The following is a 17,520-nucleotide window of genomic DNA, read 5'->3' on the forward strand; positions in this document are numbered from 1 at the left end:
TCAATCATCCGAGTAACGCTGCTCGCGCCAGGGATCGCCGAGCATGTGATAGCCGTTCTTTTCCCAGAAACCAGCCTGGTCGCCGATCAGAAATTCGATGCGGCGCAGCCATTTGGCGCTTTTCCAGAAATAGAGATGCGGGATGACGAGGCGCATCGGGCCGCCATGGTCGCGCGTCAATGGTTCGCCCTCCCAAGCGGTTGCCAGAATGCCGTCTTCGGAGGCGAAATCGGCCAGCGGCAGGTTGGTGGTGTAGCCGTCATAGCTGGTCAGCATGACGAAATTGGCCTCTGGTCTCGGCATGACAAGATCGAGCAGATCATGGGTCGAAACGCCCTGCCAGCGATTGTCGTAGCGCGACCATGTCGTCACGCAATGGATGTCGGACAGTTTCTTGCTCTGCGGCAGCCGGTGGAACGCATCCCAGTCGAGTTTGACAGGATTTTCGACACCGCCGACGATCTGCAGCGTCCACTCCGATTGCTGGATAAGCGGCTGCTGGCCGAGATCGAGCACCGGCCAGTTGGTGACCAGATGCTGCCCCGGCGGCAGGCGGTCGGTCTCTGCGCGTGAGATTTTTCCCGTCAGGAACTTGCCTTGTTCGGCCCAGCGGCGTTTGGACAGCGTCAGTTTCGTTTCCGGGCTTTCGTCGGTCATGATGGGAACTCACTGCTTGTAACTTGCCGGGCCGGCATGATGAAGCGGAAGTACAGTTTCAATCCGGCAACGTGTCAAGCGATACGGTAAAGGTAGCGGTATTCCGAAACGGACAAGGCCCGCGCATTTCCAAATGCGCGGGCCTTGTCTTGCATTGAGTTCCGATCAGAGCGTGATCCGCTCAGACCGGCAGCTGGAAGTATGCGTTTGCGGCGAGAACGACGGCGAGGCCGCCGGCGAGCGCCACGTAGGGCAGGATACCGGCTTTCTTGACGCCGAGGTCTTGGCCGACGAGGCCAAGGTCTTCCATTGCGCCTGCCGGGAATTTTCCGCCGTCGCGCACATAGTGGCGATAGGCAAAGACCGGCAGGATGAGGGCGGCGAAGATGAAGCCGACCCAGAGCGCATTGGAATAGCCCCAGACCTTGGCGCCGGCGCCGAGGAACAATGCGTTGACGAAGGCAAGAACGGTGTTGAGGCCGATCAGCCAGGTCGGTGCCTTCCAGGGCCGCTGGATGTGGCTGGAGTCCATCCGGTGGATCCAGCCGGCATTGAGGTTGAGGAAGTTGAAGATGATATAGCCAACATTGGAGACGGCCAGCACGAAGAAGTAACCTGCCACGTCGGAGGCGATGGCAAGCAGGATGAGGTTGAAGGCGAAGTCTGTCCACATGGCGCGGGTCGGCGCGCCGTGTTCGTTGACGTGGTCGAGATATTTTGGCAGCCAGCCATCCTTGGCACCCTGGTAAAGGGTGCGCGACGAACCGGCCATTGCGGTCATGATGGCGAGGAACAGTGCCATGATCATCAGGATCACGAGCAACTGGGTAACGATGCGGCCGCCATGGACGAGGCTTGCCAGTGCTTCCGCAACACCCGTTCCATCGACGATGCCGGGTGCGAGCATGCCGGCATGGCCGAGAACGCCCTGGAAGGTGAAGGGGATGAGGAAGAAGAACAGGCAGCAGAGCAGGCCGGAATAGAAGATCGCCTTGAAGGTATCGGTTTTCGGGTTCTTCAGCTCGCGAGTGTAGCAGACCGCGGTTTCAAAGCCGTAGGTCGACCAGGCGGCGATATAGAGGCCGCCGAGGAACAGCGTCCAGCCGCCATTGCTCCAGACGCCGTCAATGCCGGAATAGCCGGCGGTCGGCGGAACGAGGTTGGTGATGTTGGCGCTGTCGATCTGGCCGGAAAAAATCGGGTAGAGGCCGATGATCAGCAGCGGCAGGAGAACGATGATGGCGAGCCATTTCTGGACGCTGGCCGTTCCCTGGATGCCGCGATGCTGGATCGCGAAGATCACCAGCATCAGGATGCCGCCGATGACGAAGGTGGCGTTGAGGTTGGCCTTGGCGAGGAAGGGAATGTCGAAGGTGATCAGCGACCAGCTGCGGATCGCCGGGGTGAGGGCGGCGATCGCATCGGTCGACAGGAGGGCGGAAATCGCATCCTGCGGCGCCTTGCCGGCATTGGCCGCAAGCCATTCCGCGACGCGCGGGCTTTCGGCCGTCAGTGTGGCCATATTGGCGTTGATCCATTCCATCACGGCCGGGCTATCGGCACCGGGAATGGGGAACAGGGCGTTCAGAATATAACCCGCCGCGATGGCGCAACCGAGCGACAGTACCGGCGACCAGGCGAACCAGTTGCACCACACCGACAGCGGCGCAATGAATTTCGAATATCGTAGCCAGGCGGTGGCGCCATAGATCGATGCGCCGCCGGATTTGTTGCCGAACATGCCGGCGATTTCGGCATAGGTGAAGGATTGCAGGAAGCCCATCACCATGGAAATGATCCAGACCACGAAGGCGAGCTTGCCTGTCGTGCCGGCAATGCCGCCGATGGAGAAGAGCACCAGCGGCGGGACGCCGGCAGCAACCCAGAATGCCCCTTTCCAGTCCAGCGCGCGGATCAGGCCGGTGCTGGGCGCAGCGGTCGACCCGTCGGTCTCAACGATAGATGCCATAAACAGTCTCCTCGACCAGTTTTGTCTTGAAGCGCGTTGCCGCGCGTCCCCTTTAGGATGGTTTTCGCTGCGGCTTCTTCGCTGGATGGTGCCTGCGTTTTCGCAGTGTCACCACCTGTTCCCGTTTGAATTTCGCGACCGCAACTTATCTTCATAGTGAATTTTTTTTCTTCTCGGTCAAGTCTCTCTTTACTTTCCAGGGGCTCCCATAGGATAGTTTGGCCATATTGCCGGTGCATAAAGTGGTGCTTATAGACCACTGAGCCGACTGTGCCTTCGGGTGGGAGCTGAGATGACCGATTCCGGACGATTTGCCGGCACCTTGATGCCGCCACGGCCCAGCACGATTCTGCGGCCGGGCATTCCGGCGCTCGCCCCCGGCGTCGAGCGCTACCGCGTGAAGGGACGCGGCACGACGGTCGTCAAGGTGATGGCCGGTGACCGGATCAGCATCAAGGATATCGAGGGCGGCCAGCTTTGCGAGGTCGGCTTCGTCGATGCCGGGGGCGGGTTCAATGCGGCCGGTCTTGGCGTCGGGTTTTCGCGAACTGCCTCCGGACTTCAGGAGATTCTTGCCCGCGATGAAGACAGCGCGCGGCGCACGCTCAGCGCTTTGAAACGGCGAAACGTCGATGCCGCAGGTGCGCAGGCACTGGTGCTGTTTGGTGAAAGCTCGTCGCCGGGGGCTGCGGCCGAACTGACGATTGCGCTCGACGGTTTGCTGATCGTCGCGGCACCGGCGCCGCCGATGGATGCGGAGGCGCAGAATACTGCGACCGCGCTCGAACTGCGCGTGACCCGCTCCAGAATAGAACGCACCTATGAAGAGATGCTGCCGGAGCCGATGGCCGATCCGGTGCAAGATCTGCGCATTCAGGCAGCAAGGGCTTCGGCCTATTTCGTGCGGGCCGGCGAGTTCATTCAGGTCATCGACGTTTCGGGCCGGCAATGCACCGATTTCCAGGCTTTTTCCGCTCGAAAGGTCGATAAGGGCATGGATCTGGCGCTCGATGCGACGGTGACGCGCACCTTACTCGGGCGCAGCTACCCGATGCCGGGACTGCCGTCGAAAGCGTTTGATCGGGATTTCGAGCCGCTGGTGGAGATCGTGCAGGATACGGTCGGGCGGCACGATGCATTCGCGACGGCCTGCAATTCGCGTTATTACGACGACATGGGTTATCCGGGGCATGCCAATTGCACCGACAACTTCAATCATGCGCTGGCGCCTTACGGCATTGCGCCGCGCAAGGGCTGGGAAGCGCTCAACTATTTCTACAACACCAATGTCGATCACCAGAACCAGCTCTATCTCGATGAGCCCTGGTCGCGGCCGGGCGATTATGTGCTGATGCGGGCGCTGACCGATCTCGTCTGCGTCTCTTCGTCCTGCCCCGACGATATCGATGCGGCCAATGCCTGGAACCCGACCGACATTCATGTCCGCACCTATTCGGACAAGGAAAAATTCTCGCGCGCCGTCGCCATCCGAATGACCCCTGATGCAGAGCCCGAAATGACCCAGGAAACCGCCTTTCATCCGCGCTTGTCGGCACTGACGCGCAATCACACCGAATATCGCGGTTACTGGCTGCCGAACCGCTTCAACAATGAAGGGCCGATCGAGGAGTATTGGGCCTGCCGTGAAAAGGCGGTGGTTATGGACCTGTCGCCATTGCGCAAATTCGAGGTGACCGGGCCGGACGCGGAGGCGCTGCTGCAATATTGTGTTACCCGCGATATCCGCAAGCTCTCGCCGGGGCAGGTGGTCTATACGGCGATGTGCTACGAGAACGGCGGCATGATCGATGACGGCACGGTGTTCCGGCTGGGTGAGAACAATTTCCGCTGGATCGGCGGTGATGATGTCAGCGGCATCTGGCTGCGCGAGCAGGCGGAAAAGATGGGCTACAAGGCCTGGGTGCGCTCCTCGACCGACCAGATGCATAACCTCGCCGTCCAGGGGCCGATGAGCCGCGAGATCATCAAGGAGATTATCTGGACCGCACCGTCGCAGCCGTCGATCGGTGAGCTCGAATGGTTCCGCTTTGCCGTCGGCCGCATCGGTCATTTCGAGGGCGCGCCGGTCGTCGTCTCGCGCACCGGCTATACCGGTGAACTCGGCTATGAAATCTTCTGTCATCCGAAGGATGCGCTTGCCGTGTTCGATGCGGTCTGGGAGGCCGGCCAGAAGCATGGATTGAAGCCGATGGGGCTGGAAGCGCTCGACATGGTGCGTATCGAGGCGGGTCTGGTGTTCGCCCATTATGACTTTTCCGACCAGACCGACCCTTTCGAGGCCGGCATCGGTTTCACCGTGCCGCTGAAATCAAAGACCGAGGATTTCATCGGCCGCGATGCGCTGATCAAGCGCAAGGAAAACCCGCGCTACAAGCTGGTCGGGCTCGATATCCATGCCAATGATGCCGTCGGCCATGGCGACACCGTGCATATCGGCCGCGCACAGGTCGGCGTCGTCACCAGCGCAACCCGCTCGCCGCTCCTGAAAAAGACGATCGCGCTGGCGCGGATGGATGTGCTGCATTCGGAGATTGGTACGGAAGTCGAGATCGGCAAGCTGGACGGCCAGCAAAAGCGGCTACCGGCGCGGATTGTGCCATTCGCGCACTACGATCCGCAGAAGCTGAAACCGCGGTCGTGAGTTTGGCGGTTTGTCGCCGATAGGTTTTCAGAGTTTCAGAAGGCGGATGCTTCTTGCAGGCACCACTGCAAGGATGACGACGGGGGCTTCCTCGTAGAGGGTGATGTGGCTCTGATGCACATGCCGCCGCACCCCTTCGCCAATGGATGGGGCAAGCCGTCCCATTTGTGGCCGCGATGCTATCAACTGAAAACAATGCTCCAGTTCATCCTTATAGCGCCGGGCTTGGGACAGGCCGAACATTTCTATGCCATCGAGAAACAGAGCAAGCAGGTCATCTTCGGCGCGCTCTGTCAGCGTGTAACTAATCACGCACAACGCCCCTTGCCCTGGCAAGGCGCTCAGCATTCTCAAAAATCTCGTCGATGCTTTGTTTGCCGGTGCCGCTGGAGCGGGATTCCGTTACGATCTGGCGTAACTCTTCGATCGTCAGTTCCTGATCCCGACGGGACCGGTCACGACGCACGAGATCGCGCACATAGTCGCTGGTGCTGGCGTATTCGCCCTTGCTGATCTGGGCCTCGATCCATTCTTTCATAGGGTCGGGAAGTGATATGGTCATTGTTGCCATGGGGAATACTCCTTTCGAGCATTCTACCATGGATAAGAATAATTCACAAAAATGCTTATTGTGAATTATACGGCCGTCAGCTCGATTTGCCCTGCGCCGTCGCAATCTGCCGCGCGACCGCTTCAGAATCATTGGCCAGCGTGCGCATTTCCGAGGCGAGAACGGCGAAGCCGGCGCCGGCTGTTCCGGCCCGGGCTGCTTCGATGCCGGCGTTGACGGCAAGCAGTTTCAGGTAGCGCAGCGAATGTAGGATTTCGGCCGTTCGCGAGGCGGTCGCGCGCATGTCAGCGGTCTGTTCGTCGATGCGCTGGTAGAGGGATTCGATGTTGACGATGCTGCCTTCGAGGTAGAGCAAATCGCCATTCGCGTCCCAGACGCCGCCACCGGTTTCCGTGACCCAGATGAAGTGACCGCTGTTGTGGCGGATACGGTATTCCAGCGTCCAGTCGGTGCGGCTTTCGAGCGCCGTGCCGACCACTGCGTCCATGGCGGGTACGTCCTCCTCGCACATGATCGAGGTGAAGGTGCGCACACGGTTGCCGACGATTTCGTCGGTGGGATAGCCGAAGATCCGTTGAATGCCGTCTGTCATGTCGAGCATCGTATAGTGCTCGTCGGCCCGGCACCGGTAGAGAAACCCGTTCATGCGGCCGAGAACACTGCTCAGAAAATCCATGGCTAATCCGGTCACGGCTGGAGGGCAAAAGGACGATTGAATTTATCTTGGAATATGTAGGCACTCTAAAAACTAGCGCCGAAGGCCGCGAAATTGGCCTTCGGCGATTTCATCGGTAAAACGCGATCAGTTCTTCAGATAGACTTCCAGCGTATCGTCCATCGCTTCCAGCCAGGGCGTATGGTGCTTGGGCGCCATCGTACCGGTCATCAGCGATTTGTAGGCATTGTCGCGGAAGCCCATGATGTTTTCGCCTTTGTGGTGCTCCCATTCCATGAAGGTCTGGTTGGTGCCCTCGACGTCGAACTTTGGATAATCGGTGTCTGCAAGCAGTTCGATGACGTAATCGCCCTGGAACCAGATCATCTGCTCGGCATCCTCAAGCGTTTCCTCGCGGGCGCGCCACGTATCGAAATGCGCCTTCATCTCCTCCTTCGAGGGCAGCTTGATGCGGTCCATGATCACGTCGCGGGCGAACCAGGCCTGGGCGTCGAACATGTTGAACGTGTAGAACTGATCCTGCATGCCGATATACATCAGTTGCGGATTGTCCTCGTAGACGACGCCCTTGTAGAGATTGTCGGACCACAGGCGGTTCGCGGTCTTCAGGCGCAGATCGTCGGGCAGGAACGGGAAGTGGTGGAGATAGCCGGTGCACAGGATCAGCGCATCGACTTCCTTGGTCGATCCATCGGCGAAATGCGCCGTCTTGTTGACGAGTTTCTGCAAGAGCGGGCGTTCCTCAAAACGCTCCGGCCATTTGAAGCCCATCGGCTTGGAGCGGTAGGTGGTGGTTACCGATTTTGCGCCGTATTTCCAGCATTGCGAACCGATGTCCTCGGCCGAATAGCTGCGGCCGACGATCAGCACATCCTTGTCCTTGAACTCCAGCGCATCGCGGAAATCATGGGCATGCAGGACACGGCCGCCGAAGGTTTTGACGCCGTCGAAATAGGGAACGTTCGGTGTCGAGAAGTGGCCGGAGGCGACGACGAGATAGTCGAAGATTTCATCATACATGACGTCGTTGACGCGGTCGTGTGCCGTGACCGTGAAGGTCTTGGATTCCTCGTCGAAGCGCACCATGCGCACCGGCGTCGAGAAGCGCACCCATTTGCGCACATCGGCCTTTTCGACCCGGCCCTTGATATAGTCCCAGAGTACAGCGCGGGGCGGGTAGGAGCCGATCGGCTTGCCGAAATGCTCCTCGAAGGAGTAGTCGGCGAATTCCAGGCATTCCTTGGGGCCATTCGACCAGAGATAGCGGTACATGCTGCCATGGACCGGCTCGCCATATTCGTCTAGCCCGGTGCGCCAAGTGTAGTTCCACAGGCCACCCCAGTCGGCCTGTTTTTCAAAGCAGACGACTTCGGGAATATCGGCGCCCTTCTGGGCGGCGGACTGGAAGGCTCTCAATTGAGCAAGGCCCGATGGCCCTGCGCCGATCACGGCTACTCTGGTCATGTCTGTCTGTTCCCTTTGTTTTTGTTCGTACGTGCATTGTCTGTGGAGAAGACCCCTCCCAACCCTCCCCACAAGGGGGAGGGTTTAACCTGCCGGACCCTCTCGCCAGCGTATTCCAGCGCCGCTATTCCTTGTGACTGCCGAAAAGAACATCGGCGGAGCCCAGAAAGAGGTCGCTCCCTCCCCCTTGTGGGGAGGGTTGGGGAGGGGCCTTAAACCCCCTTAATCCGGATAGATCCCCGCACTTGTCGGTGCCCCGTCGTCATATTTCGCCAGCCAGTCGATCATGATCGGCCGGTTGCGGGTGAGGCCCTTGTAGTCGATGATTTCCGGCGGCAGGGTTTGCAGGACGCGTGGCAGGCGGCGGGCCCATTTGGGGACGGTCACCAGTTCATCGAGGCTGATCAGGTAGCAGCGGATCACGAACAGAATGGCGTTCGAGCGCGGCAGGCGCCACAGGCTCTGCAACTCGACGCGCAGGTGCATCTTTTCGCCGACATTCTCCGGCGTCACCGTCATGCGGTCCGGACCCCATTTGTGGTAGTTTTCCGGTGACGTGTCGAGCCGCGGATTGACGGTCATCGTCCAGTTCAGGCGGCGGGTCGGCTTGCCCTGCTGCAGGTTGAGCAGGAATTTCAGCGCCCGGTCGAAAACGCCGATCTGGTGGGCGAGCGGCACCGGGCCGTGCCATTCCATGAAATTCATGCCGATATCGAAATCGAGCGACCAGTCGGCCTGGGTGGTGACCATGCCGGCATCCATCCAGAGATTGTTGTCGCGCTGGTCAACGATGCAGAAATCGCCTTGAGCCTGGCGGGTAATGTATTCCATCGGCGGATAGGGAAGGGTTGAGGGATCGCCGAAGGTGAAGGTGTCGTCGATGCCCATCGGCCGGTTGATCCAGCGCCAGCGGTCGCCATTCTTTTCCACGGTGAAGTGCTCGGGATAGTCCTGCGCCTGATGCTCCATCAGCAGTTCCAGCACATCCCATTGCGCCGCCATCATATGCGGCAGGGCCTGGCAGCGCAGCGGATCCTCCTTCAGCACCATCGCCCGGTCCTGCATCTCGGCGACATAGTGCTCGTCGACATCGATCAGGTTTTCAAAGACGCTGTCGGGCTTGCCACGGATATGCGGCTCCATGTTGACCGAATACATGTATTCGTCGCGGTCGAAGGGGAAGGGAAAGCGCCTGATATTGGTGAGGCTGTTGCGGAAGGTGAAGTCGTCGCGGAACGTTTCGCTCCTGAACGTGATGGTCATCTGTCCGGTCCCCTTAAGCTAGAGTTGAAGAACGAGTTGCTGGCCCTTGAACCGCGAAACGCAGATCATGACCTTCTTGCCGGACGCCTTTTCCTCGTCCGACAGGTAAATATCGTTGTGCTGAAGGGTGCCGTCGCAGGACGAGACTTCGGTCTCGCACTGGCCGCAGGCGCCGCCGCGGCACATGTAGGGCGCGTCGCAGCCATGAGCTTCGGCCGCTTCCAGGATGCTCTGATGTTCGCCAACGGTCATGTGGATGTTGGATTTTTCGAGGAAGACCTGGAACGGCAGACCGGCAGGCGGCGCAAGGAAGCGTTCCGAATGCAGGTTTTCCTTCGGCCAGCCGGCTTTCAGCGCCGTCATCAGCACGCCATCGATCATGCCGGCCGGGCCGCAGACATAGAGATGCGTGCCGAGCGGCTGGTTGTCGGCGATTCCGGCAACGGGGATATAGCTCTTTTCCTCGTCGACATAGATCTTGATGCGGCGCGGGCCGTAGCGGTCCAGCAGTTGCTGCCAGTAGGCACCGTGCGAGCGCGAGCGGATGGCATAGTGCAGTTCAAACGCGATGTTGTCGCGGCTGAACTGTTCCATCATGGCGATGAACGGCGTGATGCCGATGCCGCCGGCAATCAGGATATGTTTGCGGCCGCGATGGTCCGGCGCAAACAGATTGACCGGCTGGCTGACAGTCAGTTGATCGCCGGGCTTCACCTGTTCATGCATGAAGATCGAGCCGCCACGGGAGTTGGGAACCCTGAGCACGCTGATTTCATAGGCGCGGTTGTCGTCGGGATTGGACATCAGCGAATAGGGATTGCGGCGCAAAAGACCATTGTCGTTCATCGAAACGACAACATGGGCGCCACCGGAAAAGAACGGCATGGGATGGCCGTCGAGCCGCTCGAAGCGGAAGCGTTTGACCAGATCGGTCACCTGCGTCACATCAGCGACACGGACGGGCATGTCGGTATTGAGGCTCACGGGAACATCTCCTCAGGGGCAGGGGCAGTACCCGGTTCTTCCGCATCGATGTTGACGCCCTGGAAGGCGCCGAGGCGTCTGGAGTAATGATCGCGCACCAACAGCGGCAAGCCGCAATGGGTGCAGGCAAAGGGGCTGGTGGTCACATTGTCGGTGATGCCCTTGCAGTGCACGCATTGCACCCGGCGCGCCGTCGAGCCGCGATGTTCGGTGTGGATCGAGTTGAAATCGATGCCTAATTCGAGCGCCACCTGCATGATCTGGCCGATGAAGCCTTCCGTGCCGGCGATGTAGAGCCGCGTTCCCATCCGGGCCTGCTCAAGACAGGCGCGCAGGCGAAACAACAGCGGCTGAAACGTCGGCGCCTGCCAAAAGACGTCCGGAGACAGCGCGGAAATCACGCTGTCGTAAGCTTTCGGCGCAGCACCGGCGGCGAGATAGAGGATTTCCGATCTTGCGAGGAACTCCTTGCCCTTGGTGTCCACCTGATCGGTGAGGGCAACCGCCCCTTCGCCCTCGAGGACGAAGAGGTGGCGCTTTGCGTGGGGATCGATGTCGAGCCCCTTATATTCCGGCCTGCTTTTGATCCCTTGTACGAGCATGCCGATATCCTCAGCCTTGCGCCGTCCGTTTGGTCTTCTTCGGATCGTCGAAGGTGATCGTATGGGCGATGGCCGGTGCGTTGACGGTCTTGCCCTTCACTTCGAGCTTGGTGCCTTGGGCGGCATAGGGAACCTCGACGCGCATGATCGCCATCGAGCGGTTGGTGAGCTTGGAATAGGAGGGGCAGGTGATGACGCCCACCTTCTTGTCGCCGGCCCAGACCTCGTCGCCGAGGTCGGTCGGACCATCGGCCTCGACGAGGAGACCGAAGATCTTGAAGCGCTCCTTGCCCTTGAGGCGGGCATGTTCCTCGGCGCCGCGAAAACCGGTCTTGCCGGGGCTGACGGTGAAATCGAGGCCGAGTTCCCACAGACTGTCGCCGGGCTGCTCGTTGGCGAAGGGGTACATCTGCGAATTGTCGTAAGGGTAGAACAGCAGGTAGCTTTCGACGCGCAGCATGTCGAGAACGCTGAAGCAGACGGGGATGATGCCCATCGCCTTGCCTTCATCGACAATGCGGTCCCAGACCATACCGGCATCCTGGCCGCGTACGAAGATTTCGTAGCCGCGCTCACCGGTATAGCCGGTGCGCGATATCATCACCGGGGCGCCGAACAGGGTCGTCTGCATGTGATGGAAATATTTGAGATCGCGGATGCCCGGCACGTATTTTTCGAGATAGTCAACGGCGAGCGGACCCTGCAGTGACAGGTCGTGCAGGTCGTCGTCGAACAGCACGGCGCAATTGCGGCCCTGTGCCTGCTTGACGATTTCCTCGAAGCCGGAGCCCGATCCGTGCACCAGCATCCAAGAGTTCGGGCCGGTGCGGTAGACGATGCAATCGTCAGTGAAATGGCCGCGATCGTTGAGCATGCAGGCATAGACCGACTTGCCGGGATAGACCTTGGTCATGTCGCGGGTGGTGATATATTCCAGGATGGCAATCGCATGCGGGCCGACAAGGTGGACCTTCTTCAGGCCGGAGACATCCATGATGCCGGCCTTGGTGCGCACGGCGATGTGTTCTTCGTAGATATCCTTGTCATAGGTCCAGGCGGTTCCCATGCCGCTCCAGTCTTCAAGGTTGGATCCCAATGCCCGATGCCGATCGCCCAAGGCGGAGAAACGCCAGCTAAGTGCCATGATTTGTTCCCTTATTTATTTCACTCTGTGGAAATAATTATTCCTGAGTATATTCGCGTTTTTGGGAACGGCAAGCCCGCGATGTGGATTTCTCGCCGGAAAGTGCGGTGTCGCGGACGGTAAAAGTCGTGCCGCTTTTGCGTATTCAGGGGCGTTTGGTGAGGGTATTCAAAGCTGGAAAGCCGCACTTTTCAAGTGGCGCAATCCTGCGAGTCGGCAGAAACGAAAATGCCCGGACAGACGGTCCGGGCATCGGGAAGGCGCAAGGGAGCGAGAATCAGGCGAGCACGCCTTCTTCCTTCATGGCGGCGGTAAACGAGGCCCAGGCTTTCTGCGGGCTGCGGATGCCATCGAGGGCATCAAGGCAATGCTGCAGTGCGCGGCGATAGGCAAGGCCACGTTTTCCGGGCCAGCGGCGCAGGAACTCGACGGCATCCCAGGCGGTCGCGATGATGTTTTCCTGGCTCTGCTGGATGATCACTCTGACGGGGGTTGGAAAGCGTTTGTAGCTCACGTCGTCCTCATGCTTCTTCTTGAAATTGCAGCACTGGAACGTCCGAGATTCCAGAAGGTTCCGGCACGGGATTCATTTCGGAATCTGCTTGTGAAACGATGTTCTGAACAACAGCCAATAGGATCTTTCGTGGGCGTGAGATCAACCGGTAACCGACATCCGCTCCACCCACTCCGCGCCGATCTGCCATCGTCGCAGGACATCCACCGGGTCTTCCGCATCAAGCCGCGAACAGATGCGGTAGACCTCCAGGACGTCTGCGCTCATCTCTCCTCGATGGTAAAGGAAGGTGGCGGCGGCATAGCGGGTGCGGCCGGACCATTCGATGCCTGGCGGTGTTTGGATCAGCTCCCAGTTTTGGCGTGTTTCGTCGTCCATCCCGATACCGTCAGAACAGGCCGGGCGGCGAGGCGGCGCGGCGGTCGAGCTTGATGAAGGGGCGTGGCACGATGCGGGCGCGTTTCATCATCTTCTGGTATTGCAGCTCGCGCAGCGCGTAGATCTCCACCCAGAGATCTTCGGTGAGACGCGTGCCGTAAGGCCGCGTCAGGCTGGCGATGGCGATGTTGCGCTTGGCGAGCGGCGACCAGATCGCGGCGCTAACGAGGCCGGCCTCATGCTTCTTCCGGTGGTAAATGATGGCGCCGTCAGCCGGAATATTGCCTTCAATTTCAAGGCCGACGAGCACGTGCTTCAGAGTTTGATTCCGCCTTGCTTCAAGTATCGCTTTACGTCCGTTGAAGTTCACTTTTTCGGTATCGACCAGCCAATCGAGCCCGATCTCATCCGGCATACGGGCACGGTCGGCGCGTAGCGTCGTCTCCGCCGTCATGAAATCGGCATTGGCGACGATGAAGCCGGCTTCGATGCGGGCGCGGTTGAGTGCGGCGTAGCCGATGGCGCGGATGCTATGAAGCTGCCCCGCCGCCCAGAGACGATCCCAGAGGCTGAGCGCGGCTTCGGCCGGGACGAAAAGTTCATAGCCGAGATCGCCGGTGAAGCCGGTGCGCGAGATCGTGACCGAGCCGCCCTCATGGGCAAAATCCGCAAGCTGGAACGGTTTCAGGCGTTCGATGCCCTCGAAACCGGCCTTGGAGAGGACGGCGAATGATGTGGGTCCCTGCAGGGCGAGCCCGGCAATCTGCATCGTCTCTTCCTCGATGGCGACATCGAAGCCGATGGCGCTGTCGATGAGCCAGGGCAGGTGGCGTTCCTGGCAGCAGAGGCGAAACGTGTCGGGCGCAAGCCGGAACAGCGTGCCATCGTCGAGCACATGACCGTGGTCGTCGCACCATGCGGTGTAGTGGACACGGCCGGTGCCGAGCTTGGCGACATTGCGCACGGTCAGGCGGTTGAGATAGCGCTCCGCATCCGGCCCGGCGATGCGGTATTTGACCATCGGCGAGATATCGAACAGCGCCGCCGTCGAGCGGATGGCGAAATATTCGAGTTCCTCGTCAAAGACCGAATGCGGCGCCTTGTAGCCGGCCCAGGTGTACCAGTCGCTGGTTTCGCTGAGTGCGGCGATACGCGGATGAAACGGGGTTTCGAAGCGCGGGGTGGCGATATGGCTTTGCAGGGCGCGGCGGGTGTTGATCTCCAGCATCATCTGTCTCCCGAAAGAATGTGGCGCGCGGCGAGAAGCCCCGGCAGGCCGGAAATGCCGCCGCCCGGATGCGAGCCGGCGCTGGCGAGGTAGAGTCCGGAAAGCGGCGTCGCATAGCCGGCGGCCGCGTTGACCGGGCGGTTGACCAGCAGCTGATCAGCCTGCAACTCGCCATGATGCCAGTGGCCGCCGGGCAGATGGTGGTGGGTTTCCATGTCGGCTGGTGTCATCAGGTTACTGGCAATAATGCTTTTGCTCAAACCCGGAGCATAGCGTTCCAGCGTTTCGAGAATGATCTTTTCGAAGACCGCCTTGCCGCTCGCCCAGCCGCCCTTGAGGTCGTAGGGCGCGAACTCGACCAGAGCCGAAAGTGTTGCGCCACCGGAGGGCGTAAGCGCCGGATTGGCGAGGCTTGGCAAAGTGATCTCCATCACCGGATCGGGGGAGAATTCGCCATATTTTGCCGGGTTGAAGGCATTTTCGACATGCGCGATGGAGCGGGCAATGACCAACCGGCCACGATGATCGTCTGCCGAAACGCCGGTGAACGTTGGCGGCTTGTCGAGCGCCAGATCGAGCTTGGCGACATTGCCTTTCGAACGGACATTGCTGATGGCGCGGACGAAGCCGGTGCCGAGTTCGGCGGTGGCGCAAAGGGTGAGGAATGTTGCCTGCGGATGAATGGCGGAGACAATGATGGGGGCGTTCAGTTGCTCGCCGGTGCCGAGGATGACGCCGGTTGCCGTGCCGCGATCGGCGAGGATACGGGCGACGGGGGTGCCGGTACGGATGGAAACTCCCGCGGCCGTTGCGGCCTTTTCGAAGGCCGGGGCAAGGGTGTTCATGCCGCCTTGCGGCACGTATTGCGCACCGGTTTTGCCATCGGTTTGGCCGGTCAGGCGATAGTAGAGGCCGAGAAGAGATGTCGGTGATCTCGGCCCGAGATGGGTGCCAAGCGTGGCATCGAAGGCGACGAGGCCCTTGAGGCGATCGTTGTCCAGATATTCGTCCGCGACATCCGCGACGTTCATCAACAGCATGCGCAGGAAATCCCGGCCTTCTTCCCGGCCTTTGGTGATGAGGCTCAGCCCCGCACCGGCAAAGGCGCCGAGATCGCGCATCCCGACCTTGCCGATCTCGGGCGGGCGGCGTTTGAGGAAGCGTTTGAGAATACTCGCCTGGAACATCAGCTTCTTGCGCATGGCGGCAAAGGCCTTGGCTTCGGCCGGGCTGATGCCGTCGATGGTCTCGCCATAGGCGCCGCGCAAGACGGCGTGCTTGCCATTCGGGGAGAGTGCGACAGTTGGCAGGGACGCGCCGGATGCGGTGCTGGCATCCAGCTTCAGCAGATTGGCGACCTCCGGGTCGAGCCGGTTGACGATATGGGCGAGACCGGCGGAGCGATATCCGGGGTGGAATTCGAAGCCGCGGATAGAGCCGCCGGTGCTTTCAGCTGCCTCGATCACAATCACCTTGCGGCCGTTCTGGGCGAGCAGCGTAGCGGCCGTCAGGCCGTTATGGCCGCCACCGATGACGATGGCGTCGAAGTCTGTTGTCCGGGCGAGATCAGATGACGTCATGGGCCGGGCTCATTTCAGCGGGTTTGCGTTTCAGGTCGCGCAGAATTTCGGCGGCAGCGTTGCGGCCGGGCGCGCCCATGACGCCGCCGCCTGGATGAGTGGAGGAGCCGCAGAGGTAGAGGCCGGGCACCGGCGTGCGGTATTGCGCGTAACCGGGCACCGGGCGGTTGAACAGCAGCTGGTCGAAGGTGAGCTCGCCTTGAAAAATATTGCCTTCGGTCAGGCCCACTTCCGCCTCGATTTCGCGCGGCGTGCGCACTTCCATATGCAGGATGCGATCACGGAAGCCGGGCGAATAATCTGCGATCTGGCTGACGACGGTATCGGCAAAGGCGTCGCGGTCGGCATCCGTCCAGTCTCGGCCTTCCAGTTGCGGCGGACAATACTGCACGAAACAGCTCATGAAATGTTTGCCGGGTGGCGCCATGGCCGGATCGAGCGTGGTGGGAATGACCATGTCGACGAAGGGATCGGCGGAATAGCGCCCGGCCTTCCAGTCGTCATAGGCGCGCTCCATGCGCTCCATCGAATCGGTGAAATGCAGGTCACCGCGGATGCAGGAGGAACCCTTCGGCAGCGCGGGGAATTCCGGCAGGCTGTCGAGTGCTATATTGAGCTTGCCCGATGAGCCGCGCATCTTGAAATGCTTGACCCGATGAACAAAGGTTTCGGGCAGGGCGTCTTCTTCGACGAGCTTGAGAAAGGTGCGCTTGACGTCGGCATTGGAGACCACGAGGTTGCCGCGCACCTCTTCGCCATCGGCAAGTACGACGCCAGTGGCACGGCCGCTGCGGGTCATCACCCTTGCCACATCGGCGCCGGTGCGGATCGTGCCGCCCGATGCCTTGAAGGACGAGGCGAGCGCCTGCGTGACGGCTCCCATGCCGCCGCGCGCGTAACCCCAGGCGCCGACGGAGCCGTCGACCTCGCCCATGTAGTGATGCAGCAGAACGTAAGCCGTGCCGGGCGACATCGGTCCAAGGGCTGTGCCGATGATACCGGACAGCGCTAAGTAGGCCTTGATGACGTCGGTTTCGAAATACTCGTCGAGAAAATCGGAGATCGACATGGTCCAGAAGCGTAACGTCTGCGCCATGTCGTGGGCGGAGAACTCGCCGAATTTTTTGCCGAGGTAAAGCAGTTCGGAAATGTCGCGCGGCTTGAACGAGAACGGGTCCGGCGCGGTCCGCATCAAAAGTGGTTGGATGAAGCGGCACTGGCGGGTGACGTCGCGGGCGTAGCGGTCATAGGCCTCGGCATCGCGCTTGGAATATCGGGCGAATTCGCGGCGGTGGCTGTCATGGTCGCGGTAGGAGGCGATGTAGTCGCCGTCGCGGGTGAGGACCGCGCCGCCTTCATAGGCGATGACCTGCAAGCCGTGTTTCGGCAGTTCGAGGTCGCGCATGATTTCCGTCCGGAACAGCGAGCAGACATAGGAACAATTGGAATAGAGGAAGCCCGGTGTCAGCTCTCGGCTGGTGGCGGCGCCGCCGACCCAATCGTTCTTTTCGAGCACGAGGACATCGAGACCGGCGCGCTGCAGATAGCAGGCCGCGACAAGGCCGTTATGGCCGCCTCCGATCATCACCACGTCGTATTTCTTCATGCCTCTGTCTCCCTCATTGTCAGAGGTCAGAGGTCAGAGGTCAGAGGTCAGAGGTCAGAGGTCAGAGGTCAGAAGTCAGAAGTCAGAGGTCAGACGGCAGGAAGGTGGCCATGCAGAAGGTTCTTGACACGGGGCGGCATTGTCCCGCTCATCGGCCCGGTGAAAAACCGGGTGGGAGCGTGTCATGAACGTTGCTCTCAGCCTGAAGGGCAAGAAGGTAGC

16 protein-coding genes are annotated in these 17,520 nt (G+C 60.4%); 1 reads left to right on the forward strand and 15 read right to left on the reverse strand.

Features of this window, described 5'->3' with window-relative positions:
• Entirely contained in the window at positions 1-657 is a 657-nt protein-coding gene (locus tag ACP7E0_RS01730) for a sulfite oxidase-like oxidoreductase (RefSeq protein WP_426122555.1), read from the reverse strand.
• A gap of 181 nt (positions 658-838) precedes the next feature.
• Positions 839-2,626, reverse strand: coding sequence for an APC family permease (locus ACP7E0_RS01735; protein WP_426122556.1), 1,788 nt, complete (start codon positions 2,624-2,626; stop codon positions 839-841).
• Positions 2,627-2,918: 292 nt separating this feature from the next.
• Here ACP7E0_RS01735 and ACP7E0_RS01740 point away from each other — a divergent pair, with 292 nt between their 5' ends.
• The gene (locus tag ACP7E0_RS01740) at positions 2,919-5,288 is read left to right on the forward strand and encodes a DUF1989 domain-containing protein (protein WP_426122558.1); all 2,370 of its coding nucleotides are present in this window, start codon (positions 2,919-2,921) and stop codon (positions 5,286-5,288) included.
• Between the two features lie 27 nt (positions 5,289-5,315).
• Here the strand turns inward: ACP7E0_RS01740 and ACP7E0_RS01745 are convergent, their stop codons facing one another.
• From ACP7E0_RS01745 to ACP7E0_RS01805, 13 genes are all read right to left on the reverse strand, one after another.
• The gene (locus ACP7E0_RS01745; RefSeq protein WP_426122560.1) at positions 5,316-5,600 is read right to left on the reverse strand and encodes a type II toxin-antitoxin system RelE/ParE family toxin; all 285 of its coding nucleotides are present in this window, start codon (positions 5,598-5,600) and stop codon (positions 5,316-5,318) included.
• Complete coding sequence (locus ACP7E0_RS01750; protein WP_426122562.1) at positions 5,593-5,859, reverse strand: type II toxin-antitoxin system ParD family antitoxin; 267 nt, start codon at positions 5,857-5,859, stop codon at positions 5,593-5,595. Before ACP7E0_RS01750 ends, ACP7E0_RS01745 begins: the two co-directional genes overlap by 8 nt.
• A 76-nt stretch (positions 5,860-5,935) precedes the next feature.
• The gene (locus ACP7E0_RS01755) at positions 5,936-6,535 is read right to left on the reverse strand and encodes a PAS domain-containing protein (RefSeq protein WP_426122563.1); all 600 of its coding nucleotides are present in this window, start codon (positions 6,533-6,535) and stop codon (positions 5,936-5,938) included.
• Between the two features lie 126 nt (positions 6,536-6,661).
• Entirely contained in the window at positions 6,662-7,999 is a 1,338-nt protein-coding gene (locus ACP7E0_RS01760; RefSeq protein ID WP_426122565.1) for an NAD(P)-binding domain-containing protein, read from the reverse strand.
• 222 nt (positions 8,000-8,221) lie between these two features.
• Positions 8,222-9,262 carry a heme-dependent oxidative N-demethylase family protein gene (locus tag ACP7E0_RS01765; RefSeq protein WP_426122566.1) on the reverse strand — a complete coding sequence of 347 codons (1,041 nt, stop codon included), beginning with the start codon at positions 9,260-9,262 and terminating at the stop codon, positions 8,222-8,224.
• An 18-nt stretch (positions 9,263-9,280) separates the two neighbouring features.
• Complete coding sequence (locus ACP7E0_RS01770; RefSeq protein ID WP_426122567.1) at positions 9,281-10,246, reverse strand: PDR/VanB family oxidoreductase; 966 nt, start codon at positions 10,244-10,246, stop codon at positions 9,281-9,283.
• Positions 10,243-10,848 carry a dimethylamine monooxygenase subunit DmmA family protein gene (locus tag ACP7E0_RS01775; protein WP_426122568.1) on the reverse strand — a complete coding sequence of 202 codons (606 nt, stop codon included), beginning with the start codon at positions 10,846-10,848 and terminating at the stop codon, positions 10,243-10,245. The genes ACP7E0_RS01770 and ACP7E0_RS01775 overlap by 4 nt, the downstream gene beginning before the upstream one ends.
• 10 nt (positions 10,849-10,858) lie before the next feature.
• A complete protein-coding gene (locus tag ACP7E0_RS01780; protein WP_426122569.1) occupies positions 10,859-11,992 on the reverse strand; it encodes an aminomethyltransferase family protein in 1,134 nt (377 codons plus the stop codon).
• A 277-nt stretch (positions 11,993-12,269) separates the two neighbouring features.
• Positions 12,270-12,506, reverse strand: a complete 237-nt coding sequence (locus tag ACP7E0_RS01785) for a DUF982 domain-containing protein (protein WP_426122570.1) — start codon at positions 12,504-12,506, stop codon at positions 12,270-12,272.
• Positions 12,507-12,647: 141 nt separating this feature from the next.
• Entirely contained in the window at positions 12,648-12,884 is a 237-nt protein-coding gene (locus ACP7E0_RS01790) for a hypothetical protein (RefSeq protein ID WP_426122571.1), read from the reverse strand.
• A gap of 10 nt (positions 12,885-12,894) precedes the next feature.
• Positions 12,895-14,115, reverse strand: a complete 1,221-nt coding sequence (locus ACP7E0_RS01795) for an aminomethyltransferase family protein (RefSeq protein ID WP_426122572.1) — start codon at positions 14,113-14,115, stop codon at positions 12,895-12,897.
• Positions 14,112-15,692, reverse strand: coding sequence for a phytoene desaturase family protein (locus ACP7E0_RS01800; RefSeq protein WP_426122574.1), 1,581 nt, complete (start codon positions 15,690-15,692; stop codon positions 14,112-14,114). The genes ACP7E0_RS01795 and ACP7E0_RS01800 overlap by 4 nt, the downstream gene beginning before the upstream one ends.
• Positions 15,679-17,298 (reverse strand): phytoene desaturase family protein, encoded by a 1,620-nt coding sequence (locus ACP7E0_RS01805; RefSeq protein ID WP_426122576.1) that lies wholly within the window; start codon positions 17,296-17,298, stop codon positions 15,679-15,681. The genes ACP7E0_RS01800 and ACP7E0_RS01805 overlap by 14 nt, the downstream gene beginning before the upstream one ends.
• Between the last annotated feature and the right edge of the window lie 222 nt (positions 17,299-17,520).

Origin of the sequence: Pararhizobium sp. PWRC1-1, from assembly GCF_049897905.1 — a bacterium.
In the GTDB taxonomy this organism is placed as follows: domain Bacteria; phylum Pseudomonadota; class Alphaproteobacteria; order Rhizobiales; family Rhizobiaceae; genus Pararhizobium.

Coding starts and splice junctions, on each gene's coding strand:
- ACP7E0_RS01780 (WP_426122569.1), bottom strand. CDS start 11,992: ATGGCACTTAGCTGGCGTTTCTCCGCCTTGGGCGATCGGCATCGGGCA.
- ACP7E0_RS01735 (WP_426122556.1), bottom strand. CDS start 2,626: ATGGCATCTATCGTTGAGACCGACGGGTCGACCGCTGCGCCCAGCACC.
- ACP7E0_RS01740 (WP_426122558.1), top strand. CDS start 2,919: ATGACCGATTCCGGACGATTTGCCGGCACCTTGATGCCGCCACGGCCC.
- ACP7E0_RS01765 (WP_426122566.1), bottom strand. CDS start 9,262: ATGACCATCACGTTCAGGAGCGAAACGTTCCGCGACGACTTCACCTTC.
- ACP7E0_RS01750 (WP_426122562.1), bottom strand. CDS start 5,859: ATGGCAACAATGACCATATCACTTCCCGACCCTATGAAAGAATGGATC.
- ACP7E0_RS01795 (WP_426122572.1), bottom strand. CDS start 14,115: ATGATGCTGGAGATCAACACCCGCCGCGCCCTGCAAAGCCATATCGCC.
- ACP7E0_RS01775 (WP_426122568.1), bottom strand. CDS start 10,848: ATGCTCGTACAAGGGATCAAAAGCAGGCCGGAATATAAGGGGCTCGAC.
- ACP7E0_RS01755 (WP_426122563.1), bottom strand. CDS start 6,535: ATGGATTTTCTGAGCAGTGTTCTCGGCCGCATGAACGGGTTTCTCTAC.
- ACP7E0_RS01790 (WP_426122571.1), bottom strand. CDS start 12,884: ATGGACGACGAAACACGCCAAAACTGGGAGCTGATCCAAACACCGCCA.
- ACP7E0_RS01800 (WP_426122574.1), bottom strand. CDS start 15,692: ATGACGTCATCTGATCTCGCCCGGACAACAGACTTCGACGCCATCGTC.
- ACP7E0_RS01805 (WP_426122576.1), bottom strand. CDS start 17,298: ATGAAGAAATACGACGTGGTGATGATCGGAGGCGGCCATAACGGCCTT.
- ACP7E0_RS01730 (WP_426122555.1), bottom strand. CDS start 657: ATGACCGACGAAAGCCCGGAAACGAAACTGACGCTGTCCAAACGCCGC.
- ACP7E0_RS01760 (WP_426122565.1), bottom strand. CDS start 7,999: ATGACCAGAGTAGCCGTGATCGGCGCAGGGCCATCGGGCCTTGCTCAA.